Annotated in this window: 18 protein-coding genes; 15 read left to right on the plus strand and 3 right to left on the minus strand. The window is 68.3% G+C overall.

Going from position 1 to position 18,575, the window contains the following annotated elements:
• The 14 genes from GW587_RS25300 to GW587_RS25365 all read left to right on the plus strand — a co-directional run bounded on the left by GW587_RS25300 (nt 1) and on the right by GW587_RS25365 (nt 15,540).
• Nucleotides 1-2,124, plus strand: coding sequence for an amidohydrolase family protein (locus GW587_RS25300; RefSeq protein WP_229259654.1), 2,124 nt, complete (start codon nt 1-3; stop codon nt 2,122-2,124).
• An 87-nt stretch (nt 2,125-2,211) separates the two neighbouring features.
• Entirely contained in the window at nt 2,212-2,655 is a 444-nt protein-coding gene (gspG, locus tag GW587_RS25305; RefSeq protein ID WP_166107674.1) for a type II secretion system major pseudopilin GspG, read from the plus strand.
• Nucleotides 2,656-2,675: 20 nt separating this feature from the next.
• Entirely contained in the window at nt 2,676-3,146 is a 471-nt protein-coding gene (locus GW587_RS25310) for a GspH/FimT family pseudopilin (protein WP_166107675.1), read from the plus strand.
• 2 nt (nt 3,147-3,148) lie between these two features.
• Nucleotides 3,149-3,532: a type II secretion system minor pseudopilin GspI gene (gspI, locus tag GW587_RS25315; protein ID WP_166107676.1), complete on the plus strand. Its 384-nt coding sequence runs from the start codon at nt 3,149-3,151 to the stop codon at nt 3,530-3,532.
• On the plus strand, nt 3,532-4,182 hold the full coding sequence (locus tag GW587_RS25320; protein ID WP_166107677.1) for a PulJ/GspJ family protein: 651 nt from the start codon (nt 3,532-3,534) through the stop codon (nt 4,180-4,182). Before gspI ends, GW587_RS25320 begins: the two co-directional genes overlap by 1 nt.
• Nucleotides 4,179-5,165, plus strand: coding sequence for a type II secretion system minor pseudopilin GspK (gene gspK, locus GW587_RS25325; RefSeq protein WP_229259655.1), 987 nt, complete (start codon nt 4,179-4,181; stop codon nt 5,163-5,165). The genes GW587_RS25320 and gspK overlap by 4 nt, the downstream gene beginning before the upstream one ends.
• Nucleotides 5,166-5,192: 27 nt before the next feature.
• Entirely contained in the window at nt 5,193-6,443 is a 1,251-nt protein-coding gene (gene gspL, locus GW587_RS25330) for a type II secretion system protein GspL (protein ID WP_166107678.1), read from the plus strand.
• Entirely contained in the window at nt 6,440-6,955 is a 516-nt protein-coding gene (locus GW587_RS25335) for a type II secretion system protein M (protein WP_166107679.1), read from the plus strand. The genes gspL and GW587_RS25335 overlap by 4 nt, the downstream gene beginning before the upstream one ends.
• Nucleotides 6,956-6,977: 22 nt before the next feature.
• Entirely contained in the window at nt 6,978-7,751 is a 774-nt protein-coding gene (gspN, locus tag GW587_RS25340) for a type II secretion system protein N (RefSeq protein WP_166107680.1), read from the plus strand.
• 17 nt (nt 7,752-7,768) lie between these two features.
• The gene (gspD, locus tag GW587_RS25345; RefSeq protein WP_166107681.1) at nt 7,769-10,015 is read left to right on the plus strand and encodes a type II secretion system secretin GspD; all 2,247 of its coding nucleotides are present in this window, start codon (nt 7,769-7,771) and stop codon (nt 10,013-10,015) included.
• A 1-nt stretch (nt 10,016) separates the two neighbouring features.
• Nucleotides 10,017-11,438: a type II secretion system ATPase GspE gene (gene gspE, locus GW587_RS25350; RefSeq protein ID WP_166107682.1), complete on the plus strand. Its 1,422-nt coding sequence runs from the start codon at nt 10,017-10,019 to the stop codon at nt 11,436-11,438.
• 7 nt (nt 11,439-11,445) lie between these two features.
• Nucleotides 11,446-12,666, plus strand: coding sequence for a type II secretion system inner membrane protein GspF (gene gspF / locus GW587_RS25355; protein WP_166107683.1), 1,221 nt, complete (start codon nt 11,446-11,448; stop codon nt 12,664-12,666).
• A gap of 10 nt (nt 12,667-12,676) precedes the next feature.
• Nucleotides 12,677-13,291, plus strand: coding sequence for a type II secretion system protein N (locus tag GW587_RS25360; RefSeq protein ID WP_166107684.1), 615 nt, complete (start codon nt 12,677-12,679; stop codon nt 13,289-13,291).
• A gap of 8 nt (nt 13,292-13,299) precedes the next feature.
• Nucleotides 13,300-15,540 carry a patatin-like phospholipase family protein gene (locus tag GW587_RS25365; protein ID WP_166107685.1) on the plus strand — a complete coding sequence of 747 codons (2,241 nt, stop codon included), beginning with the start codon at nt 13,300-13,302 and terminating at the stop codon, nt 15,538-15,540.
• 12 nt (nt 15,541-15,552) lie between these two features.
• On the opposite strand, the gene GW587_RS25370 is transcribed toward GW587_RS25365, so the two are convergent.
• Together GW587_RS25370 and GW587_RS25375 are read right to left on the minus strand one after the other, a co-directional pair.
• On the minus strand, nt 15,553-15,948 hold the full coding sequence (locus tag GW587_RS25370; protein ID WP_166107686.1) for a VOC family protein: 396 nt from the start codon (nt 15,946-15,948) through the stop codon (nt 15,553-15,555).
• A 19-nt stretch (nt 15,949-15,967) separates the two neighbouring features.
• Entirely contained in the window at nt 15,968-16,711 is a 744-nt protein-coding gene (locus GW587_RS25375) for an SDR family NAD(P)-dependent oxidoreductase (protein WP_166107687.1), read from the minus strand.
• A gap of 132 nt (nt 16,712-16,843) precedes the next feature.
• On the opposite strand from GW587_RS25375, the gene GW587_RS25380 reads away from it, so the two are divergent.
• On the plus strand, nt 16,844-17,749 hold the full coding sequence (locus GW587_RS25380) for an AraC family transcriptional regulator (RefSeq protein ID WP_166107688.1): 906 nt from the start codon (nt 16,844-16,846) through the stop codon (nt 17,747-17,749).
• Between the two features lie 6 nt (nt 17,750-17,755).
• Here GW587_RS25380 and GW587_RS25385 read toward each other — a convergent pair whose 3' ends face one another.
• Nucleotides 17,756-18,523 (minus strand): helix-turn-helix domain-containing protein, encoded by a 768-nt coding sequence (locus GW587_RS25385; RefSeq protein WP_166107689.1) that lies wholly within the window; start codon nt 18,521-18,523, stop codon nt 17,756-17,758.
• Between the last annotated feature and the right edge of the window lie 52 nt (nt 18,524-18,575).

An 18,575-nucleotide genomic window follows, 5' to 3' on the forward strand; every position in this document is an offset into this window, starting at 1 on the left:
TTGCTCAAGAAACGACTCGCGGTATTGCCGCTGGCCCTGGCCGCAGCCTTCGGCGCGCACGCCGCCAGCACCACCAGATATCTGATCATCTCCGAGAACGCCAAACAGATCGGCGAGCAGGTGGTCGAGCGCGGCGACGACGGCCTGACCAAGGTGGCCTTCAGCTACAAGGACAACGGCCGCGGCCCGGACCTGGCGGAACAGTTCCGCCTCGGCGCCGACGGCACCATGACCGAGTACTCGGTCAAGGGCAATTCCACCTTCGGCGCGGTGGTCGACGAGCACTTCACGCGCAAGGGCGACCAGGCCGAATGGACCTCGACCTCCGAAAAGGGCAACAAGACCGTCAGCGGCCCGGCCGCCTACCTGCCGCTGAACGGCTCCTTCGAAGTGGAGTCGATCGCCATCGCCGCGCTGGCCGCCGCGCCGGAAGGCAAGCTGCCGCTGCTGCCATCGGGCACGCTGTCGCAGCGCGTGCTGGATAGCGTCGAAGTCACCGGCCCGGATGGCCGCAAGCAGACCGTGCGCCTGCTGGCGCAAACCGGCGTCGGGCTGTCGCCATCGTTCTACTGGGCCACCTCCGGCGACAAGCCGCGCCTGTTCGGCGTGATCATCCCCGGCTTCGCCAACATGCTGGAGCAGGGCTGGCAAGCGGCCGCGCCGGAACTGGCCGCGCGCCAGAAGGCCGCCGAGAGCAAGATGCTGGCCGACGTCGCCGCCAGGCTGCAACATCCGCTGACCGGCCTGACGGTGGTGCGCAACGCCCGCGTGTTCGACAGCGAGAAGGCGGTGGTCGGCCCGGCCTCCGACATCTACGTGCTGCGCGGCCGCATCACCGCCGTGCTGCCGGCCGGCTCGCCGGTGCGCGAGGCCGACAACAGCATCGACGCCGGCGGCCGCATCGTGCTGCCGGGCCTGTTCGACCTGCACGCCCACGTCGACCGCTGGTCCGGCGCGCTGGACATGTCGACCGGCGTCACCAGCGTGCGCGACATGGGCAACGACAACAAGCAATTACAGGCGATGCTGGACGAAACCGCCGCCGGCAGGCTGCTGGCGCCGCAGGTGGTGCCGGCCGGCTTCCTCGAAGGCGAGAGCCCGTTCAGCGCCAATCTCGGTTTCGTCATCAAGGACCTTCCTGCGGCGCAGAGCGCGATCGACTGGTATGCGGAGCGCGGCTATCCGCAGCTGAAGATCTACAACTCCTTCCCCAAGGCGATCCTGAAGGACACCATCGCCTATGCGCACCAGCGCGGCATGCGCGTCTCCGGCCACATCCCGGCCGGCCTGCGCGCGCAGGACGCGCTCGACGCCGGCTACGACGAGATCCAGCACATCAACCAGGTGCTGCTGAACTTCCTGGTCAAGCCGGACACCGAAACGCGCAACCTGAACCGCTTCGTGCTGCCGTCGGAAAAAGTGGCGGACCTGGACTTCAATTCCAAGCCGGTCAAGGACTTCGTGGCGCTGCTGGCGAAGAAGCAGATCTCGATCGATCCGACGCTGGCCACCTTCGCCTTCCTCAAGCAGCGCGACGGCGACATGAACGAGCCGTATGCGGCGGTGGCGTCGCACATGCCGCCGGACGTGGCGCGCGGCTTCTCGGTCGGCACCATGAAGATCGACGGCGACGCGACCTTGAAGCGTTATGAAAAATCCTACGCCAAGATGGTGCAGTTCGTCGGCATCATGTACAAGGCCGGCGTGCCGATCGTGGCCGGCACCGACGACATCGCCGGCTTCACGCTGCATTCCGAGCTGGCGCTGCTGGTCAAGGCCGGCCTGACCCCGGCCCAGGCGCTGCAGGTGGCGACGCGCAACGGCGCCCGCTACACCCGCACCAGCAATGACCGCGGCAGCATCGTGGCCGGCAAGCTGGCCGACCTGGTGCTGGTCGATGGCGATCCGACCAAAAATATCGAGGACGTGCGCAAGGTGTCGGCGGTGATCACGCGCGGCTTCCTGATCTACCCGGCGGAGATCGACGCGGCGCTCGGCATCGCGCCGTTCGTCAAGGATGCGCCGTCATTGTTGAAGTCCGACGCCCCGGTCACGGCCGGGGAAAGCGGCGGCAACGAAGGCGCGCGCGCCCGCATCGGCGCCAGCGCCTTAAGGCATCATTAAACGCGCATCATTAAATGCGGCCGGAATCTCGCTTGTGCCGTGATTCCGCCTTATACTCTGCACTCACTTTAATTGGCACTCAATCTTATGAAAAAGTCACCTATCTTCCGCCGCGCCGCGCGCGGCTTTACGCTGATTGAAATCATGGTGGTGGTGGTCATCATGGGCGTGCTGGCCGCGCTGGTCGTGCCAAAGTTGCTGAGCCGCACCGGCGAATCGAAAGTGGCCGCCGCCAAGGTCGATATCGCGACCGTGATGCAGGCGCTCAAGCTGTACAAGCTGGATAACTCGCGCTACCCGACCACCGAGCAGGGCTTGCAGGCCTTGCTGGTCAAGCCGACCTCGGGCCCGGCCGCCAGCGGCTGGAAGGCCGGCGGCTACCTGGAAAAAATGCCGAAAGACCCATGGGGCAACCAGTACCAGCTGCTGTCGCCGGGCGTCAAAGGTGAAATCGACGTGTTCTCCTACGGCGCCGACGGCGCCCCGGGCGGCACCGGCGACGACGCCGACATCGGCTCCTGGGATCAATGATCGCGGGAGGATAGCCTATCATGCGCGTCGGCCATGAGCGTGGGTTCACGCTGATCGAACTGCTGGTGGTGATGGTCATCCTCGGCATCACGCTGGGATTGGTGTCGCTGAACGCGCTGCCGAGCCAGAAACAGGCGATGCAGCAGGACGCGCAGCGCATCGCGCTGCTGCTGCAACTGGCGCGCGACGAGGCCATCGTGCGCAACCGCCAGATCGCCTTCGAGGCCGGCTCGGACAGCTACCGTTTCCTGATCCGCAACGACAAGCAGTGGACCGAGGCGGTGCAGGACGACCTGCTGCGGGCGCGCGATTTCAAGCACGGCCCGTTCACGCTGATGCTCGATCCGCAACCCAACGTGCCGGAGGAAAAGCTGCGCATCATCTTCGGCCGCGAGCCGGTCGACAAACCGTTCGTGCTGACCATGGCCTCCAGCGACGGCAGCAGCGTCGCCATCCGCGCCGACGGCATCGGCCATTTCACGGTGGACTGAGCATGCTGCCTATTTCACAACGACGACGCGCGCGCGGCTTCACGCTGCTGGAGGTGCTGGTGGCGCTGGTGATCGTCGGCACCGCGCTGGGCGCGTCGCTGCGCGCGGTCGGCAGCCTGACGCAAAACAGCGACGGCCTGCGCAGCGCGATGATGGCCACCTGGTCGGCCGAGAACCGGCTGGTGCAGATGCGCTTGTCCAAGCTGTTCCCGGCGGTCGGCAAGCAAACCTACGAGTGCCCGCAGGGCGACCTGAAACTGATGTGCGAGGAAGAAGTCATCGCCAGCCCGAATCCGCGCTTCCGCCGGGTCGAGGTCAGCGTGTATGCGCAGGACCATCCGGAGCGCCGCATCATCAAGCTGGTCCAGCTGGTGCTGAACGGCTGATGCGTACCCGTCGCGGCGGCTTCACGCTGGTCGAACTGCTGGTGGCGATCACCATCCTGGCCTTCATCGCGGTGCTGGGCTGGCGCGGCCTGGACGGCATCATCCGCTCGCGCGGCGCGCTGACGGCGACCATGGAACAGACCCGCGGCCTGCAGCTGGCGTTCGCGCAGATGCAGAGCGATTGCGAAAACCTCGCCACCTCGGCGCTGCTGCGCAACCGCGCCAACATGCAGGTCGAGGACAACCGCATCACGCTGGTGCGCATGGTGCTGGCGGAGAACCAGCCGTCGCGCCTGCAGGTGGTGGCTTACCGCGTGCGCGAAGGCGTGCTGACGCGGCGCGAGTCGTCGGCGACGCGCGACCTGCTGGAGCTGGACAGCCTGTGGCAGGCGGCGCTGGCCGACACCGATCCGGCCGTCAGCGTGGCGCTGCAATCGGGGGTGCAGAACATGAGCATGCGCTACTGGATGCCGGGCGCCAGCGCCACCGGCTCGTCCGGCTGGCGCGACGGCGCCGGCGTCTCGACCTCGACGGTGGTATCGGCCGCGCCCGCCGCGCCCGCCGCCACGCCGACCGGCATGGAGGTGTCGCTGACCTTGCAGGGGCTGGAAGTGCCGCTGGTGAAATCCTTCCTGCTGGGGGCGATATGATGTCGCCCATGCTGCGGCGCCAACGCGGGGTGGCCGTCATCACGGCGCTGCTGCTGACCACCCTGGCGGTGACCATCGTCGCCAGCCTGTTCTGGCAGCAGCAGGTGCAGGTGCGTTCGATGGAGAACCAGCGGCTGCAACTGCAGACGCGCTGGATCGTGCGCGGCGCGCTAGACCTGAGCCGTTTGCTGCTGAACCAGGACTTGCTGGATTCGCAGACGGTGACTCGGATCAACGGCGTCTGGGCCACGCCGCTGGAAGAGACGCGGCTGGACGACTACATCGAACGCGAACGCCAGGAAGGCGAAAATTTCAACGCGACATTGGCGGGCCGGCTGGTGGACGCCCAGTCGCGCTACAATCTCGCCAATCTGGCCACGGCCAGGGTCGTCGATCCCACCGAGCTGACCGTGTTCGAGCGCTTGCTGGAGAACCTGAAGCTGGATGCGAGCCTGGCGCGGCCGGTGGCGGAGATGGTGGCGAGCGCGCAGAAGGTGGCGACGCCGCCGACGCCGACGCCGACGCCGACCTCGGCCCCGCAGTCCGGCGGAGCCGAGCCGATGGACCTGCTGCGGGTGGAGGATCTGCTGGCGGTGAGCGGCGTGACGCCGCAGGTCATCGAGCGGTTACGCGACTATGTCATCATCCTGCCGGGAGTGACGCGGGTGAACGTCAACACCGCGTCGGCGGAGCTGATTTCGGCGCTGGTGCCCAACCTATCCCTGTCGGACGCGGCGGCGCTGGTCAACACCCGCGACCGGGGCGCATACTACCTCGACGAGGCGCGCTTCAAGGATCTGCCGCAGGTGAAGGCGGCGCTGACGCAGAGCGCGGTGACGATGACGCAGATCGTGGTGAGGAGTAATTATTTCCTGGCATATAGCCGGGTGAGGCTGGACCGCGCGTCGCTCGATACGCAGTCGCTGCTGTCGCGGCCGGGCACGACGCCGACCACCTCGGTGGTCTGGATACGGGAAAACTAGAACAGCGATGAACGAAAGCGAGCTCCATTGACTACATTATTTATCCGCTATCCGGCCAAGGCCAGCGTCGACAGCGGCGCGGCGCAGACCTGCCCGTTCGCGCTGATCGGCGACGGCGGCAATCTGTTGCAGCAGGGCGCCTCGCCGCTGGGCAACCTGGGCGAGCTGGTGGCCTCGGCGCGGCGCGTGGTGCTGCTGCTGGCCGCGTCCGACGCCACGCTGCTGCGGCTCAAGACGCCGCCGCTGTCGGCCGCGCGCCTGAAGGCGGCGTTGCCGGCGCTGGTCGAGGAGCAGGTGTTGGGCGATCCGGCCGACTGCGTGCTGGCCGCCACCGCCGCCGACGCCGACGGCATGCGCACCGTGGCCGTGGTGCAGCGCGCCTGGCTGGAGGTGCTGGTCAAGGCCTTGCTGGCGCAGGGCGCGCACGCGGTGTCGGTGGTGCCGTCGCAGCTGTGCCTGCCGTTCCAGCCGGGTGCCGTCTCGGCCGCGCTGACGCAGGGCGACGCCGGGTTTGAACTGATCATGCGCCAGTCGCAGTACGAAGGCCTGGGCCTGACGCTGCCGGCGCAGCCGCAGGCGGCGTTGCAGACGCTGCGCGCGCTGGCCGGCGAGCAGCCGGTGACGCTGTACCTGGCGCCGGCGCTGCTGAAGCAACTGGAGCCGCTGGCCGCCGCGCTGCACGCCGAGACGCCGCACCTGACGCTGGCCGAAGACCATTGGGCCCACTGGGCCGCCGCCGCGCGCGGCGCCGGGCTGGACCTGGCGCCGGCCTTGGGCGCCAGCGGCGCCAGCGCGCGCCAATGGCAGCGCTGGCGCTGGCCGTTGCGCATCGCGGCGCTGGCGGTGCTGGTCAATGTGGTCGGCATCAACGTCGAATGGCTGCGCCTCAAGCGCGAGGCGGCCGCCGTGACCCAGTCGCAGGAGCGCATCTTCAAGGCCGCCTATCCGAAGGAAATGGTGATCTACGACCGGCTGGAGCAGATGCGCAAGAACATCTCGGTGGCCAAGGCCGCCGGCGGCCAGCCGGCCGCCGATGAGTTCACCGCGCTGTGCGCCGGCTTCGGCGAGGCGCTGAGCGTGCTGCCGCGCAAGGACATCATCGCCACCCTCGATTACAAGGAGCGCGCGCTGCTGGTCAAGGTCAAGCCCAACCTGGTGGACGCGGCGGCGATGGCGCAGCTGCGCGCGGCGCTGGAAGGCCGCAAGCTGGAGCTGTCGGAGACCAGTCCGGGCGCGTGGCAGATCCGCGCCGCCGCCGCCGGAGGAAAGAAATCATGAGCAAACTGAATCAGACCGTGCAACGTTGGCGCGGCCAGGCCGCCGCCTTCTGGCAGGCGCGCACCGAGCAGGAACGCAAGCTGCTGACCGTGGGCGGCGCGGTGGTCGCGCTGGCGCTGTTCTACAGCCTGTTGATCGATCCGGCGCTGAGCGGCCGCGACAAGCTGCGCCAGCAGTTGCCGCAGCTGCGCCAGCAGGAGGCCGAGATGCAGGCGCTGGCGCGCGAGGCCTCGTCGCTGCAAAGCCAGTCCCACATCGCGCCGACGCCGATGACGCGCGACAACCTGAACGCCGGCCTGGCGGCGCGCGGCCTGACGCCGCAGTCGCTCAACATCACCGGCGAATACGCCAAGGCGCAGTTCAACGGCGTGCCGTTCTCCGGCCTGGTGGCCTGGCTGGACGCGGTGCGCACCGAAAGCCGCATCAACGTGGCCGAGGCCAGCATCACCGCGCAGGAGACGGCCGGCACCGTCAACGCCACGCTGACGCTGCGCCAGGGCGGCGGCCAATGACGATGCCGTCAAAAGGCGCCGCATGAAGCGCGCCATGTTATGGTTGCTGACCATCGCGCTGACGGTGGTGCTGACCCTGCTGGTGTTCTTTCCAGCAAGCTGGCTTGGTTCCCTGGTGGAACAACGCACCGGCGGCCGTTTGACGCTGGGGGATGCACAGGGTACGCTGTGGCGGGGCTCGGCTTTCGTCGGCGGCGCCGTCGGCGGCGACGGCCCGGTGACGCCGCTGTTGCCGGGCCGCTTCAGCTGGCGGATTTCGCCGCTGGCGCTGATCGGCATGGTCGAGGTGCAGCTGGAAAACAGCGAGGCGCTGGCGCAGCCGGTCAGTTTCAAGGGCGGCTGGTCGCAATGGCGCCTGAGCCCGTCCGCGCTGCTGTTGCCGGCCGAGGGCTTGTCCGGCCTGGGCGCGCCGCTGAACACCATCGCGCCGAGCGGCGCCATGCGGCTGTCCTGGACCGGGCTGGAGCTGGCGCTGGACGGCCGCCAGATGGCGGTCAACGGCCGCACCACGCTGGAGATGAGCGACATGGCGTCGCGCCTGTCGTCGATCCGGCCGCTGGGCAGCTATGCGCTGGCGCTGGACTGGACCGGGCAGCGGGCGCAATTGACGCTGAGTTCGGTCAAGGGACCGTTGCTGCTGAGCGGACGCGGCGAGTTGAACAATGGCCGCCTGCGCTTTTCCGGACAGGCCGAGGCGGCGCGGGGGCAGGAGGAGGCGCTGGCCAACCTGCTGAATTTGCTGGGCCAGCGCAAGCCGGGTAGTGAACGCAACATCATCGCTTTAGAGTTCCATTAAAGATAAAAGTTCAGACAATGAAAAAACAGTCCGTGAGCAAATCCAACCTTCCCGCGCTGCGCCGCCTGAGCGCGGGTGCGATGCTGTGCTGCGCGGCCGCCGCCGCGCCGGTCGCGCCGCTGCTGGCCGTGCTGCTGCCGGCGACGGCCCACGCCGCCGCCGACGACGCCGCGCTGAACTTTGTCGGCGCCGACATCGAGTCGGTGATCAAGGCCGTCGGCCACTACACCAACATCACCTTCGTCATCGACCCGCGGGTCAAGGGCACGCTGACCGTGGTGTCGGAAAAGCCGGTGACCAAGTCGCAGGCCTTCAGCCTGTTGACCTCGGCGCTGCGCCTGCAGGGCTTCGCCGTGGTCAGCGGCGACGGCTACGCCAAGGTGGTGCCGGAAGCGGACGCCAAGCTGCAATCCGGACCGACGCTGGTGGGCTCGGCGCCGACCCAGATCAAGGGCGACCAGATCGTCAGCCAGATCTTCTATCTCAACTATGAAACCGCCGCCAACGTGGTGACGGTGCTGCGGCCGCTGATCTCGCCCAACAACACCATCAACGCCAACCCCGGCAACAACAGCGTGGTGGTGACCGACTACGCGGACAACCTGAAGCGCCTGGCCAAGATCGTCGCCGCGCTGGACGCGCCGGCGGTGGCCGACCTGGACGTGATCCCGGTGCGCTACGCCATCGCCAGCGACCTGGCCTCGATGGTCAACAAGCTGCTCGACGGTTCCAGCGCCGGCGGCGGCGGCGACGCCGCCGGCAAGACCAGCGTGCTGGCCGATCCGCGCACCAATTCCGTGATCCTGCGCGCGCCGTCGGCGGCGCGCTCCAACCTGGCCAAGTCGCTGATCTCCAAGCTCGACCAGCCGACCCAGGAACTGGGCAATGTGCACGTGGTCTACCTGAAGAACGCCGAGGCGACCAAGCTGGCGCAGACGCTGCGCTCGCTGGTCTCGGGCGATGTCTCGCAGAACAACACCGGCAACGGCACCGGCACCCAGGGCCAGAACACCGGCGGCGGCATGGGCGGCCAGAGCAGCAACACCGGCAGCCTCGGCGGCGGCAGCAACCAGAGCGGCGGCAGCTCCGGCCCGAGCAACCCGCTGCTGAGCGGCTCCGGCTCGCAGCAGCAACAGGGCGGCGGCAGCGGCGCCGGCTATATCCAGGCCGACTCCAGCACCAACACGCTGATCATCACCGCGCCGGAATCGGTGTACCGCAACCTGCGCGCCGTGATCGACCAGCTGGACGTGCGCCGCGCCCAGGTCTACATCGAATCGCTGATCGTCGAAGTCACCTCGGACAAGGCGTCCGAGTTCGGCGTGCAGTGGGTCGGCGCCACCGGCGACGCGGACAGCAAATACCGCATCGGCGGCCTGCAGTCGTTCACCGCCGCCGGCGCCAACGGCACGCTGACCTCGGTCATCACCGGCAACGGCACCGTGTTGCCGAGCAACGGCCTGTCGATCGGCGTGTTCAAGCAGATCGGCGGCGCGCTGGGCCTGGGCGCGCTGGCGCACTCGCTGGAATCGGACGGCAACGCCAACATCCTGTCGACGCCGAACATGATCACGCTCGACAACGAGCTGGCCACCATCCGCGTCGGCCAGAACGTGCCGATCCTGACCGGCCAGTTCACCACCACCACCGGCGCCAACACCAACCCGTTCCAGACCATCGACCGCAAGGACGTCGGCCTGACGCTGAAGGTGCGGCCGCAGATCTCCGAGGGCGGCACCATCAAGATGGCGATCTACCACGAGACCTCCAGCGTCGATCCATCCAGCCTGTCGGCCAGCGCCGGCATCACGCTCAACACCCGCGTGATCGAGAACAATGTGGTGGCCGACGACGGCCAGATCATCGTGCTGGGCGGCCTGATCGAGGACACCGAGGGCGACGGCGTCGACAAGGTGCGCGGCCTGGGCGACATCCCGATCCTCGGCAATCTGTTCAAGTACCAGAAGCGCAGCCGCAAGAAGACCAACCTGATGGTGTTCCTGCGCCCGGTGGTGATCCGCAACAAGGAGCAGAGCACCACTCTGGCCACCGACCGTTATGACCTGATGCGCAGCAAGCAGCAGGCGATCCAGCCGCCGGACAACATCCTGGTGCGCGACCTGGGCCAGCCGATGCTGCCGCAGCTGCAGAACGGCGTGCCGGAAGGCGGCGATACGGTGTCGCGTCCGGTGCCGCCGGCGCCGATCCCCAACCGCGGCACCGGCGCCGGCGCCGAAAACGTGCAACCGCAACCGCGACAGTGATATGAGTAATTTGCTCCCCTACGCCTTCGCCCGCGACTTCGTGGTGCTGGCACAGCACAGCGACGAGGCCGAAGCCACCGTCGACGTGCTGGTGTGCGGCGCCACGGCGCCGGCCGCCATCGCCGAGGTGTCGCGCCGCTTCGGCCGCATCCAGCTGAAGAACATGACGCGCGCCGACCTGGAGACCGCGATCGCCGCCGCCTACGCCAGCTCGGGCGGCAACGCCTCGATGGTGGCCGAGGAATTCGACGCCAACCTCGATCTGACCAAGCTGCTGCAGGACGTGCCGGCGATCGAGGACCTGCTGGAATCGTCCGACGACGCGCCGGTGATCCGCATGATCAACGCGCTGCTGACGCAGGCGCTGCGCGACAGCGCGTCCGACATCCACATCGAGCCGTTCGAGCAGACCTCGGTGGTGCGCTTCCGCGTCGACGGCTCGCTGCGCGACGTGGTGCGGCCGCGCAAGGCGATCCACGGCTCGCTGATTTCGCGCATCAAGATCATGGCGCAGCTGGACATCGCCGAGAAGCGCCTGCCGCAGGACGGCCGCATCACCTTGCGCATCGGCGGCAAGCCGGTCGACGTGCGCGTCTCGACGCTGCCGACCGGGCACGGCGAACGCGCGGTGCTGCGGTTGCTCGACAAGGAAGCCGGCCGGCTCGACCTGAACCATCTCGGCATGAGCGAGACCATGCTGCCGAAGTTCGACGCGCTGATCAACCAGCCGCACGGCATCGTGCTGGTGACCGGTCCGACCGGCTCCGGCAAGACCACCACGCTGTATGCCGCGCTGGCGCTGCTGAACGCGGCCACCGCCAACATCATGACGGTGGAAGATCCGATCGAATACGACTTGAACGGCGTCGGACAAACACAAGTCAATCCGCGCATCGACATGACCTTCGCCAAGGCGCTGCGCGCCATCCTGCGCCAGGATCCGGACGTGATCATGATCGGCGAGATCCGCGACCTGGAGACCGCGCAGATCGCGGTGCAGGCCTCGCTGACCGGCCACCTGGTGCTGGCGACGCTGCACACCAACGACGCCGCCGCCGCCGTCACCCGCTTGCTGGACATGGGCATCGAGCCGTTCCTGCTGTCGTCGACGCTGCTCGGCGTGCTGGCGCAGCGGCTGGTGCGCAAGCTGTGCGTCCACTGCAAGAGCTTCGACGGCCAGCAGTGGCACGCGGTCGGCTGCGAGCATTGCGGCCACACCGGCTACCAGGGCCGGGTCGGCGTCTACGAGTTTTTGGAGACCACCGAGAAGATCCGCGCCCAGATCCACAACCGCGCCTCGGAGGCGGACGTCAAGGCGGCCGCCATCGCCAGCGGCATGCAGACCATGCGCGACGACGGCGAGCGCTGGCTGGCCGCCGGCGTGACCACGCAGGCGGAACTGCTGCGCGTGACCAAAGAGTAGAGCGACCATGCCCGCATTCCGTTATGAAGCCGTCGACGCCGGCGGCGCCACCAAGAAGGGCGTGCTGAATGCCGACAGCGCGCGCTCGGCGCGCTCCGAGCTGCGCACGCAGGGACTGGTGCCGCTCAGCGTGGACGCCATCGCCGCCCAGGTCGACGCCGCCGGCGTCACCAAAAGCCGCGGCTTCGGCGAGCGCCTGTCGGCCAACGAGCTGGCGCTGTTCACGCGCCAGCTGGCCAGCCTGCTGGAGGCCGGCCTGCCGCTGGAGCAGGCCTTCACCGCCTTGCTGGAGCAGGCCGAGCGCCCGTATATGCGCGACCTGATCGCGTCGATCCGCTCCGAAGTGATCGGCGGCGCCGCGCTGTCCGACGTGCTGGGACGGCATCCGCGCGACTTCGCCGAGATCTACCGCGCGCTGGTGGCGTCGGGCGAGCAGATCGGCCAACTGTCGCGGGTGCTGTCGCGCCTCGCCGACTACATCGAACGCCGCAACGGCTTGATCCAGAAGGTCAAGCTGGCGTTCACCTATCCGGCCATCGTCACGGTGGTGGCGTTCTCGATCGTGATCTTCCTGCTGACCTACGTGGTGCCGCAGATCGTCTCGGTGTTCGCCAACACCAAGCAGAAGCTGCCGGTGCTGACCATCATCATGCTGGCGGTGTCGGACTTCGTGCGCAACTACGGCATCGTGGTGGCGATCGCGCTGGTCGGCGCCTGGTTCATGTGGCGCCGCGCGCTGCAGAATCCGGCGCTGAAGCGGCGCTGGCACACCTGGCTGCTGACCGCGCCGCTGTACGGCAAATTCGAGCGCAGCCTGAACACGGCGCGCTTCGCCAGCACGCTGGCGATCACCACCGGTTCCGGCGTGCCGATCCTGCGCGCGCTGGAGACCAGCCGCGACACCTTGTCCAACGTCGCCATGCAGGAGCTGGTGGAGGAGGCCAGCGACGCGGTGCGCGAAGGCGTCAGCCTGGCGCGCTCGCTGTCGGCGCAAAAGCATTTTCCGCCGATGCTGATCCACATGATCCGTGCCGGCGAGATCACCGGCGAACTGCCGGCCATGCTGGACCGCGCCGCCGCCGCGCAGGAGTCCGACCTGGAACGGCGCACGCTGACCATCGCCGGCCTGCTGGAACCGGCGCTGATCCTGGCGATGGGCGTGGTGGTGCTGTTGATCGTGCTGGCGGTGCTGATGCCCATCATCGAAATTAATCAGCTGGTACGCTGAGAAGGAAGCCATGAAGCGTTTGCCCTTATTCGTAACTGTCCTCGCCGTGGTGCTGTTGTCGGCATCGCTGGCCTATTGGGGGCTGCAGTTGTTCAAGCCGCAGCAGCGCGCGATCGCCGCGCCGCCGCCGCAGCCGGCGATGGCGCTCAACATCGACGCCGCCAAGGGCCTGTTCGGCGGCCAGATCACGGTCGCCGTGGTCAGCAACTACCAGCTGAAGGGCGTGGTCGCCGCGCGCGGCCTGGACAGCGCGGCCATCCTCTCGACCGACAACAAGCCGGCCGAGTCGATCGCGGTCGGCAAGGAAGTGGCGGCGGGCGTGGTGGTCAAGGAAGTCCATCCGAAATACGTGCTGCTGTCGGAAGGGGGCGTGATCAAGCGCCTCGACCTGCCGAGCGACGCCGGCGTCTCCAGCAGCCCGGCGGCGACGCCGCCGCAGGCGCCCGGCATCCAGCCGATTCCGATGCAGCCGGCCCAATCGGTGCAGCCGACGCAGACGCAAACGCCGCAGCAGCAGCAACAGCAGCAACAACCGCAGCAACAGCAGCCGCCGGGGCAGCAGGCGCCGCGTCCCGCCATCGCGCCGATGGGCATTCCGCCGGTTCCCGGCAACGATCGGCGCTAGGTCGGCCCATGGCCCGCTTCCGCACCCTGGCCGCAGCCCTCAGCTGCGGCTTTTTCTTGGTCGCCGCCTTTGTCGCGCCGGCGCGCGCGCAGAACGCCACCTCGGTCGCGCCGGAGGCCGATCTGAAGCCGCGTCCCAAGGTCGCGCTGGTGCTGTCCGGCGGCGGCGCGCGCGGCTTCGCCCACATCGGCGTGCTGCGCGCCCTACAGGAGCTGCGCATCCCGGTCGACTTCGTGGTCGGCACCAGCATGGGCAGCGTGGTCGGCGGCGCGTACGCCGCCGGCAGCTCGGTCGAGCAGCTGGAGCAGCTGGTGCGCCGCACCGACTGGAACGCGGTGGTGGCCGACCGGCCGCCGCGCGACGAGCTGGTGTACCGCCGCCGCGAAGAGGACTTGCTGCTGCCGTCGCGGATCGAGTTCGGCGTCACGCTGGACGGCGTCTCGCTGCCGCCGGCCGCCGCCGGCAACGAGGCGCTGGAACTGGCGCTGACCCGCGTGCTGCCGTCCGGCGCGCGCGACAAGCCGGTCAACCTGCTGCAACTGCCGTTCCGCTCGGTCGCCTCCGACCTGGTGACGGGCGAGCTTGTGGAATTGAACGACACCCCGTTGTTCCTGGCGATGCGCGCCTCGCTGGCGGTGCCGGGCGTGTTCGCGCCGGTGCGGGTCAACCAGCGGCTGCTGGTCGACGGTGGCCTGGTGCGCAACCTGCCGGTGGACGTGGCGCGCGAAATGGGCGCCGACATCATCATCGCGGTCAACGTCGGCACGCCGCTGGCGCAGGAGAAGGAGTTGATCAGCGCGGTCAGCGTGGCGCAGCAGATGCTGCAGATCCTGACCGAGCAGAACGTCCAGCGCTCGCTGAAGGAACTGCGGCCGGACGACATCCTGCTGGCGCCGGACCTGGGCGGCATCGGCTTCCTGGATTTCGCGCGCCACGACCGCGCGATGAAGGAGGGCGAGGCGGCGGTGCGTGCGATGAGCGCCAAGCTGGTCAAGCTGGCCTTGCCGGAGGCGCAGTACGCCGCGTATGAAGTCAAGCGCCTGTCGGCGCCGCTGGCGATCGACCAGCCGGTGCGCCTGACCAAGCTGGAGGTGGCGCCCAGCGGCCATATCAATCCGAAAGAACTGGAAGTGCAATCGGGCCTCAAGGTGGGGCAGCTGATCACCAGCGAAGAGGCGCAGCACGCCGGCAACCAGTTGTTCGGACGCGGCGACCTGTCGCGCGTCGAGACCGAGGTGCGCGACGACAAGGACGGCCGCAGTGTCCTGATCAAGCCGACCGAAGCCGATTGGGCGCGCAGCCGTCTGCGCGTGGGCCTGGAGCTGGCCAGCGACTTCACCGACAACAACACCTTCGAGCTGAAGGTGATGCACGTGCTGTCGTCGTTGAACGACTGGGGCGCGGAGCTGCGCACCATCGCCCACATCGGCACCGAGCGCATGATAGGCACGCAGTTCTGGCAGCCGCTGGGTGCCGGCTCGCAATGGTATGTGGCGCCGGCGCTGGAATATGGCTCGTCGGCGGCCGATGTGTTCAGCGCCTCCGGGTTCCGCCAGTCGCGCTACGGCTACAATTACCAGGCGGCGCAGGTGTCGGTGGGCCGCCAGCTGGGACGCTGGGGCGATCTGCGCTACTCGGTGGCGCGGCAGAAGAGCGAGATGCACCAGACCATCCCGGAACAGTTCACCCGGCAGACCGTGAGTCAAACGGTGCAGGCGCTGTCGTTCAATGTCGACAGCCTCGACACGCCGGCCTTCCCGACGCGCGGCACCCTGTTCAGCGTGGACTGGCAGCGCGGCCTGCACAAGGCCGACAACTCGGCGGTGCCGACGCGGCAGAGCATCGAGGCGCTGGAGGCGTTCCATACCGGGCGCTGGGCGGGCCATGTCTACGCCGAGTGGGCGCGCAGCCAGGGCGGAGCGTCGGACAATAATCTGGGCGGTTTCCTGCGGCTGTCCGGCAGCACGCCGAATTCGGTGATCGGCAGCCGCACGGTGCTGGGGCGGGTGGTGATGGCGCGCAGCATCGGCGCGATGCCGGCCGCGCTGGGCGGCGACGTGCGGCTCGGCTTTTCGCTGGAGGCGGGCGGCGCCTACAGCCCGGACAATCCGCTGCGCTTCGGCACGCTGAAGCAGGCCGCCAGCGGCTTCATCGCGGTCGACACGCGCTTCGGCCCGGTGTACTTCGGCGCCGGCACCACGCGCGAAGGCAAGAGCAGCGGCTACCTGTTCCTCGGCCCGATCTGGTGAGGCGGTGAGGCGCTAGTGCTGCCAACTCTTGAAGACGAATTCAAGGCTGTAGCCGTCCGGGTCGAATACGTTGGCGGCGTAGTATTCCGGATCGTAGTGCAGGCGCGCGCCCGGCGCGCCGTTGTCGGTGGCGCCGGCCGCCATCGCCGCCGCATACGCGGCGTCCACTTCCGCCTTGCCGGCGGCGATGAAGCCCACGTGCGCCGCGCGGCTGTCGGCGGCGCCCTGGCGCAACCAGAAATACACGCGGCCGTTGGAGCCGAAGCCTTTCAGGTCGGGATGGCCCGGCGGGCCGTCCTTGCCGTCGTAGTCGAGACGGTTGACGATGCCGAGCGGCGCCAGCGCCGCCGTGTAGAAAGCGATCGAGCGATCGGTGTCGCTGACGGTCAGGAATACATGGTCGAGCATGGTGCGGTCTCCTCAAAGGTCAGACATTGTAGCCGCCGGCGACTTCGATCGTCTGCGCGTTGATCCAGCCGCCGTCGTCCGAGATCAGCGTCGCGATCACGCGGCCGACATCGTCCGCTTCGCCGACGCGGCCAAGCGCGGTCTGCGCCGCCAGCATGGTTTCGAATTCCGGCGTCAGGCCGCCACCGAGCTCGGTGCGGATCGCGCCCGGCGATACGGCGTTGACGCGGATGCGCCGCGCGCCGAACTCCTTGGCCATGTAGCGCGTCAGCACCTCCAGCCCGCCCTTGAAGGCGGCGTACGGCGCCACGCCGGCGGTGGCCACGCGGGTGGTGGCGCTGGTCAGGTTGACGATGCTGGCGCCTTCGGCGAACAACGGCAGCAGCGCCTGGGTCAGGAAGAACGGTCCTTTCAGGTGCACCTTCATCAGGCCGTCAAACTGCTCTTCGGTGACGCTCTCCATCAGGTTGTACAAGCCGTAGCCGGCGTTGTTCACCAGGCCATGCAGCCGCGTTTGTCCCCACACCGATTGCAGTGCTTGCAGCACCGCCTCGCGGAAGGCGCGGAAGCTGGCGGCGTCGCCGACGTCGAGCCGCAGCGCGACCGCCTGGCCGCCGGCCGCTTCGACCGCGCGCACCGTCGCGGCGGCCGCGTCCGGATTGTCCTTGTAGGTCAGGATGACGCCGAAGCCGCGCGCGGCGCACTGCAACGCGGCGCTGGCGCCGATGCCACGGCTGCCGCCGGTGATGACGATAATTTTCATGATGTACCTCCTTGAATGTGGAGTCATCACTGTATGCCCCGAACCGCGCGGCGGCATGCCTCTTTCTCCCGGCTTGCTGCCTGATCCTGCTTTTCGCTTGCGCCGGCGGCCGGGGGCGGGTCTAATGGAAGCATGAAAACCCAACTGGACGAATTAAGGCGCCTCGCCGCCCACGCCGAAAACCGCCGCACCGAGACCGGCATCCCGCGCGTGGCCATGGTGCAGGGGAAGATCCCGGAGCACGACCTGGCGGCGCTGTATGAACCGATGGTCAACCTGATCCTGAGCGGCAGCAAGGCGATGACGGTCGGCGCGCGCACGCTGGAATACGACCCGGCGACCTATTTCGTCATGTCGGTCGACTTGCCGGCGGCCGGCGTGGTGCGGCCCGCGGCCGACGGCGCGCCCTACCTGGCGGTGAGCCTGACGCTGAAGCCGGCGATCATCGCCGCGCTGTTGGAGGACTTGCCTGAAACTGGCGGCGAACCGTCCGCCGGTTTCGCGGTGGCGCACACCACGCCGGAGCTGATGGACGCCTGGGTGCGCATGCTGCGCCTGATGCAACACCCGGCCGACATCCCGGCGCTGGCGCCGGCGTACGAACGCGAGATCCTGTACCGCGTGCTGCAAGGTCCGCACGGCCGCATGCTGCGCGACATCGCCACCCCGGACACCGCGCTGGCGCGCGTCGGCCAAGCGATCCAGCACATCAAGCGCGATTTCGCCCAGCCCTTGCGGGTGGGGATGCTGGCGAAGATCGCGGCGATGAGTCCATCGGCGTTTCACCGCCACTTCAAGGCGGTGACGGCGCTTAGTCCGGTGCAGTACCAGAAGCGCATCCGCCTGTTGCAGGCGCGCTCGCTGCTGTTGACCGGCGCGCACGGCGTCACCGCCGCCGCGATGCAGGTCGGCTACGAGAGCGCGACCCAGTTCTCGCGTGAATACGCGCGCGCCTTCGGCATGCCGCCGGCGCGCGATGCGGCGCGGATCCGGACGGGCGGGGTCAGTTCCGGCATCGTGCCACGGGCTCTGCCGTAGCGTCCGCTACGGCAGAGCCCGTGGCACGATGCCGGAACTGACCCCGCGTCGCAGGGCGGTGAAGGCGGCGAATTCCCATGAGCGGAAGCCGACCAGCAGCGTGAAGCCGTCGCGGTCCTGCGGCGCCAGGCGGCGGTCGTTCTGGTGCAGCCGCGCCAGCTCGGCGGCCAGTTGCTGGATGCGCGCCACCAGCTCCTTCGCGCTCGGCTGCGACAGCCGCGCCGGCAGGCACAGCAGCGTTTCGCCAACGCCGTCGAAGCTGCCGCCGAAGTAGTCGGCCACCGCGTGCTCGCGGAAAAAGCGCTGCACCGGACCGTCCGGCAGCCAGCGGAAGGCGTTCGAGACGCGCAGCCGGTAGCGGTTCATCGGCTTCAGCTCGATCACGCCCAGCCGGTCCAGCTCGGCCAGCAGCAGGATGCATTCCGGTTCGCTCAGGCTGTAGGTTTCCAGCACCTGCTCGATGGTCCAGTGGCCCAGGCAGCAGATCGCCATCAGCAGCAGGTGCGGATTGGCCAGCAGCGATTTTTCCTGGGTCAGCGTCAGCGCGTCCGCCTGCGGCGTGGCGTCGGCGGCGCCGCGCAGCACGTCCTCCATCGCCACCCCGGCCGCCTTGCAGATCTGCGCCAGCCGCGACAGCGACATGTCCTGCTGGCCGAACATGCGCTTGACGCTCGACTCGCTCATCGCGATGCGCTCGGCCAGCATTTTGTAGGTGACGCCGGCGGCCCGCATCTGGGTCCGCAGCACTTGCAGCAGCAATTCCGGTGAGCTCATGGTTCGCCTTGGTGAAAAAACAAAAGGTATCGTAGCACGATACCTCTCGGGG

It is taken from the genome of Duganella aceris, assembly GCF_011090165.1.
Lineage (GTDB): Bacteria > Pseudomonadota > Gammaproteobacteria > Burkholderiales > Burkholderiaceae_D > Rugamonas > Rugamonas aceris.

Excerpts from the sequence above, each read along its gene's own strand:
- GW587_RS25310 (WP_166107675.1), top strand. The coding sequence starts at position 2,676 with ATGCGCGTCGGCCATGAGCGTGGGTTCACGCTGATCGAACTGCTGGTG.
- gspE (WP_166107682.1), top strand. The coding sequence starts at position 10,017 with ATGAGTAATTTGCTCCCCTACGCCTTCGCCCGCGACTTCGTGGTGCTG.
- gspI (WP_166107676.1), top strand. The coding sequence starts at position 3,149 with ATGCTGCCTATTTCACAACGACGACGCGCGCGCGGCTTCACGCTGCTG.
- GW587_RS25335 (WP_166107679.1), top strand. The coding sequence starts at position 6,440 with ATGAGCAAACTGAATCAGACCGTGCAACGTTGGCGCGGCCAGGCCGCC.
- GW587_RS25370 (WP_166107686.1), bottom strand. The coding sequence starts at position 15,948 with ATGCTCGACCATGTATTCCTGACCGTCAGCGACACCGATCGCTCGATC.
- GW587_RS25320 (WP_166107677.1), top strand. The coding sequence starts at position 3,532 with ATGCGTACCCGTCGCGGCGGCTTCACGCTGGTCGAACTGCTGGTGGCG.
- gspD (WP_166107681.1), top strand. The coding sequence starts at position 7,769 with ATGAAAAAACAGTCCGTGAGCAAATCCAACCTTCCCGCGCTGCGCCGC.
- gspN (WP_166107680.1), top strand. The coding sequence starts at position 6,978 with ATGAAGCGCGCCATGTTATGGTTGCTGACCATCGCGCTGACGGTGGTG.
- gspF (WP_166107683.1), top strand. The coding sequence starts at position 11,446 with ATGCCCGCATTCCGTTATGAAGCCGTCGACGCCGGCGGCGCCACCAAG.
- gspK (WP_229259655.1), top strand. The coding sequence starts at position 4,179 with ATGATGTCGCCCATGCTGCGGCGCCAACGCGGGGTGGCCGTCATCACG.
- GW587_RS25360 (WP_166107684.1), top strand. The coding sequence starts at position 12,677 with ATGAAGCGTTTGCCCTTATTCGTAACTGTCCTCGCCGTGGTGCTGTTG.
- gspG (WP_166107674.1), top strand. The coding sequence starts at position 2,212 with ATGAAAAAGTCACCTATCTTCCGCCGCGCCGCGCGCGGCTTTACGCTG.
- GW587_RS25365 (WP_166107685.1), top strand. The coding sequence starts at position 13,300 with ATGGCCCGCTTCCGCACCCTGGCCGCAGCCCTCAGCTGCGGCTTTTTC.
- GW587_RS25380 (WP_166107688.1), top strand. The coding sequence starts at position 16,844 with ATGAAAACCCAACTGGACGAATTAAGGCGCCTCGCCGCCCACGCCGAA.
- GW587_RS25375 (WP_166107687.1), bottom strand. The coding sequence starts at position 16,711 with ATGAAAATTATCGTCATCACCGGCGGCAGCCGTGGCATCGGCGCCAGC.
- GW587_RS25385 (WP_166107689.1), bottom strand. The coding sequence starts at position 18,523 with ATGAGCTCACCGGAATTGCTGCTGCAAGTGCTGCGGACCCAGATGCGG.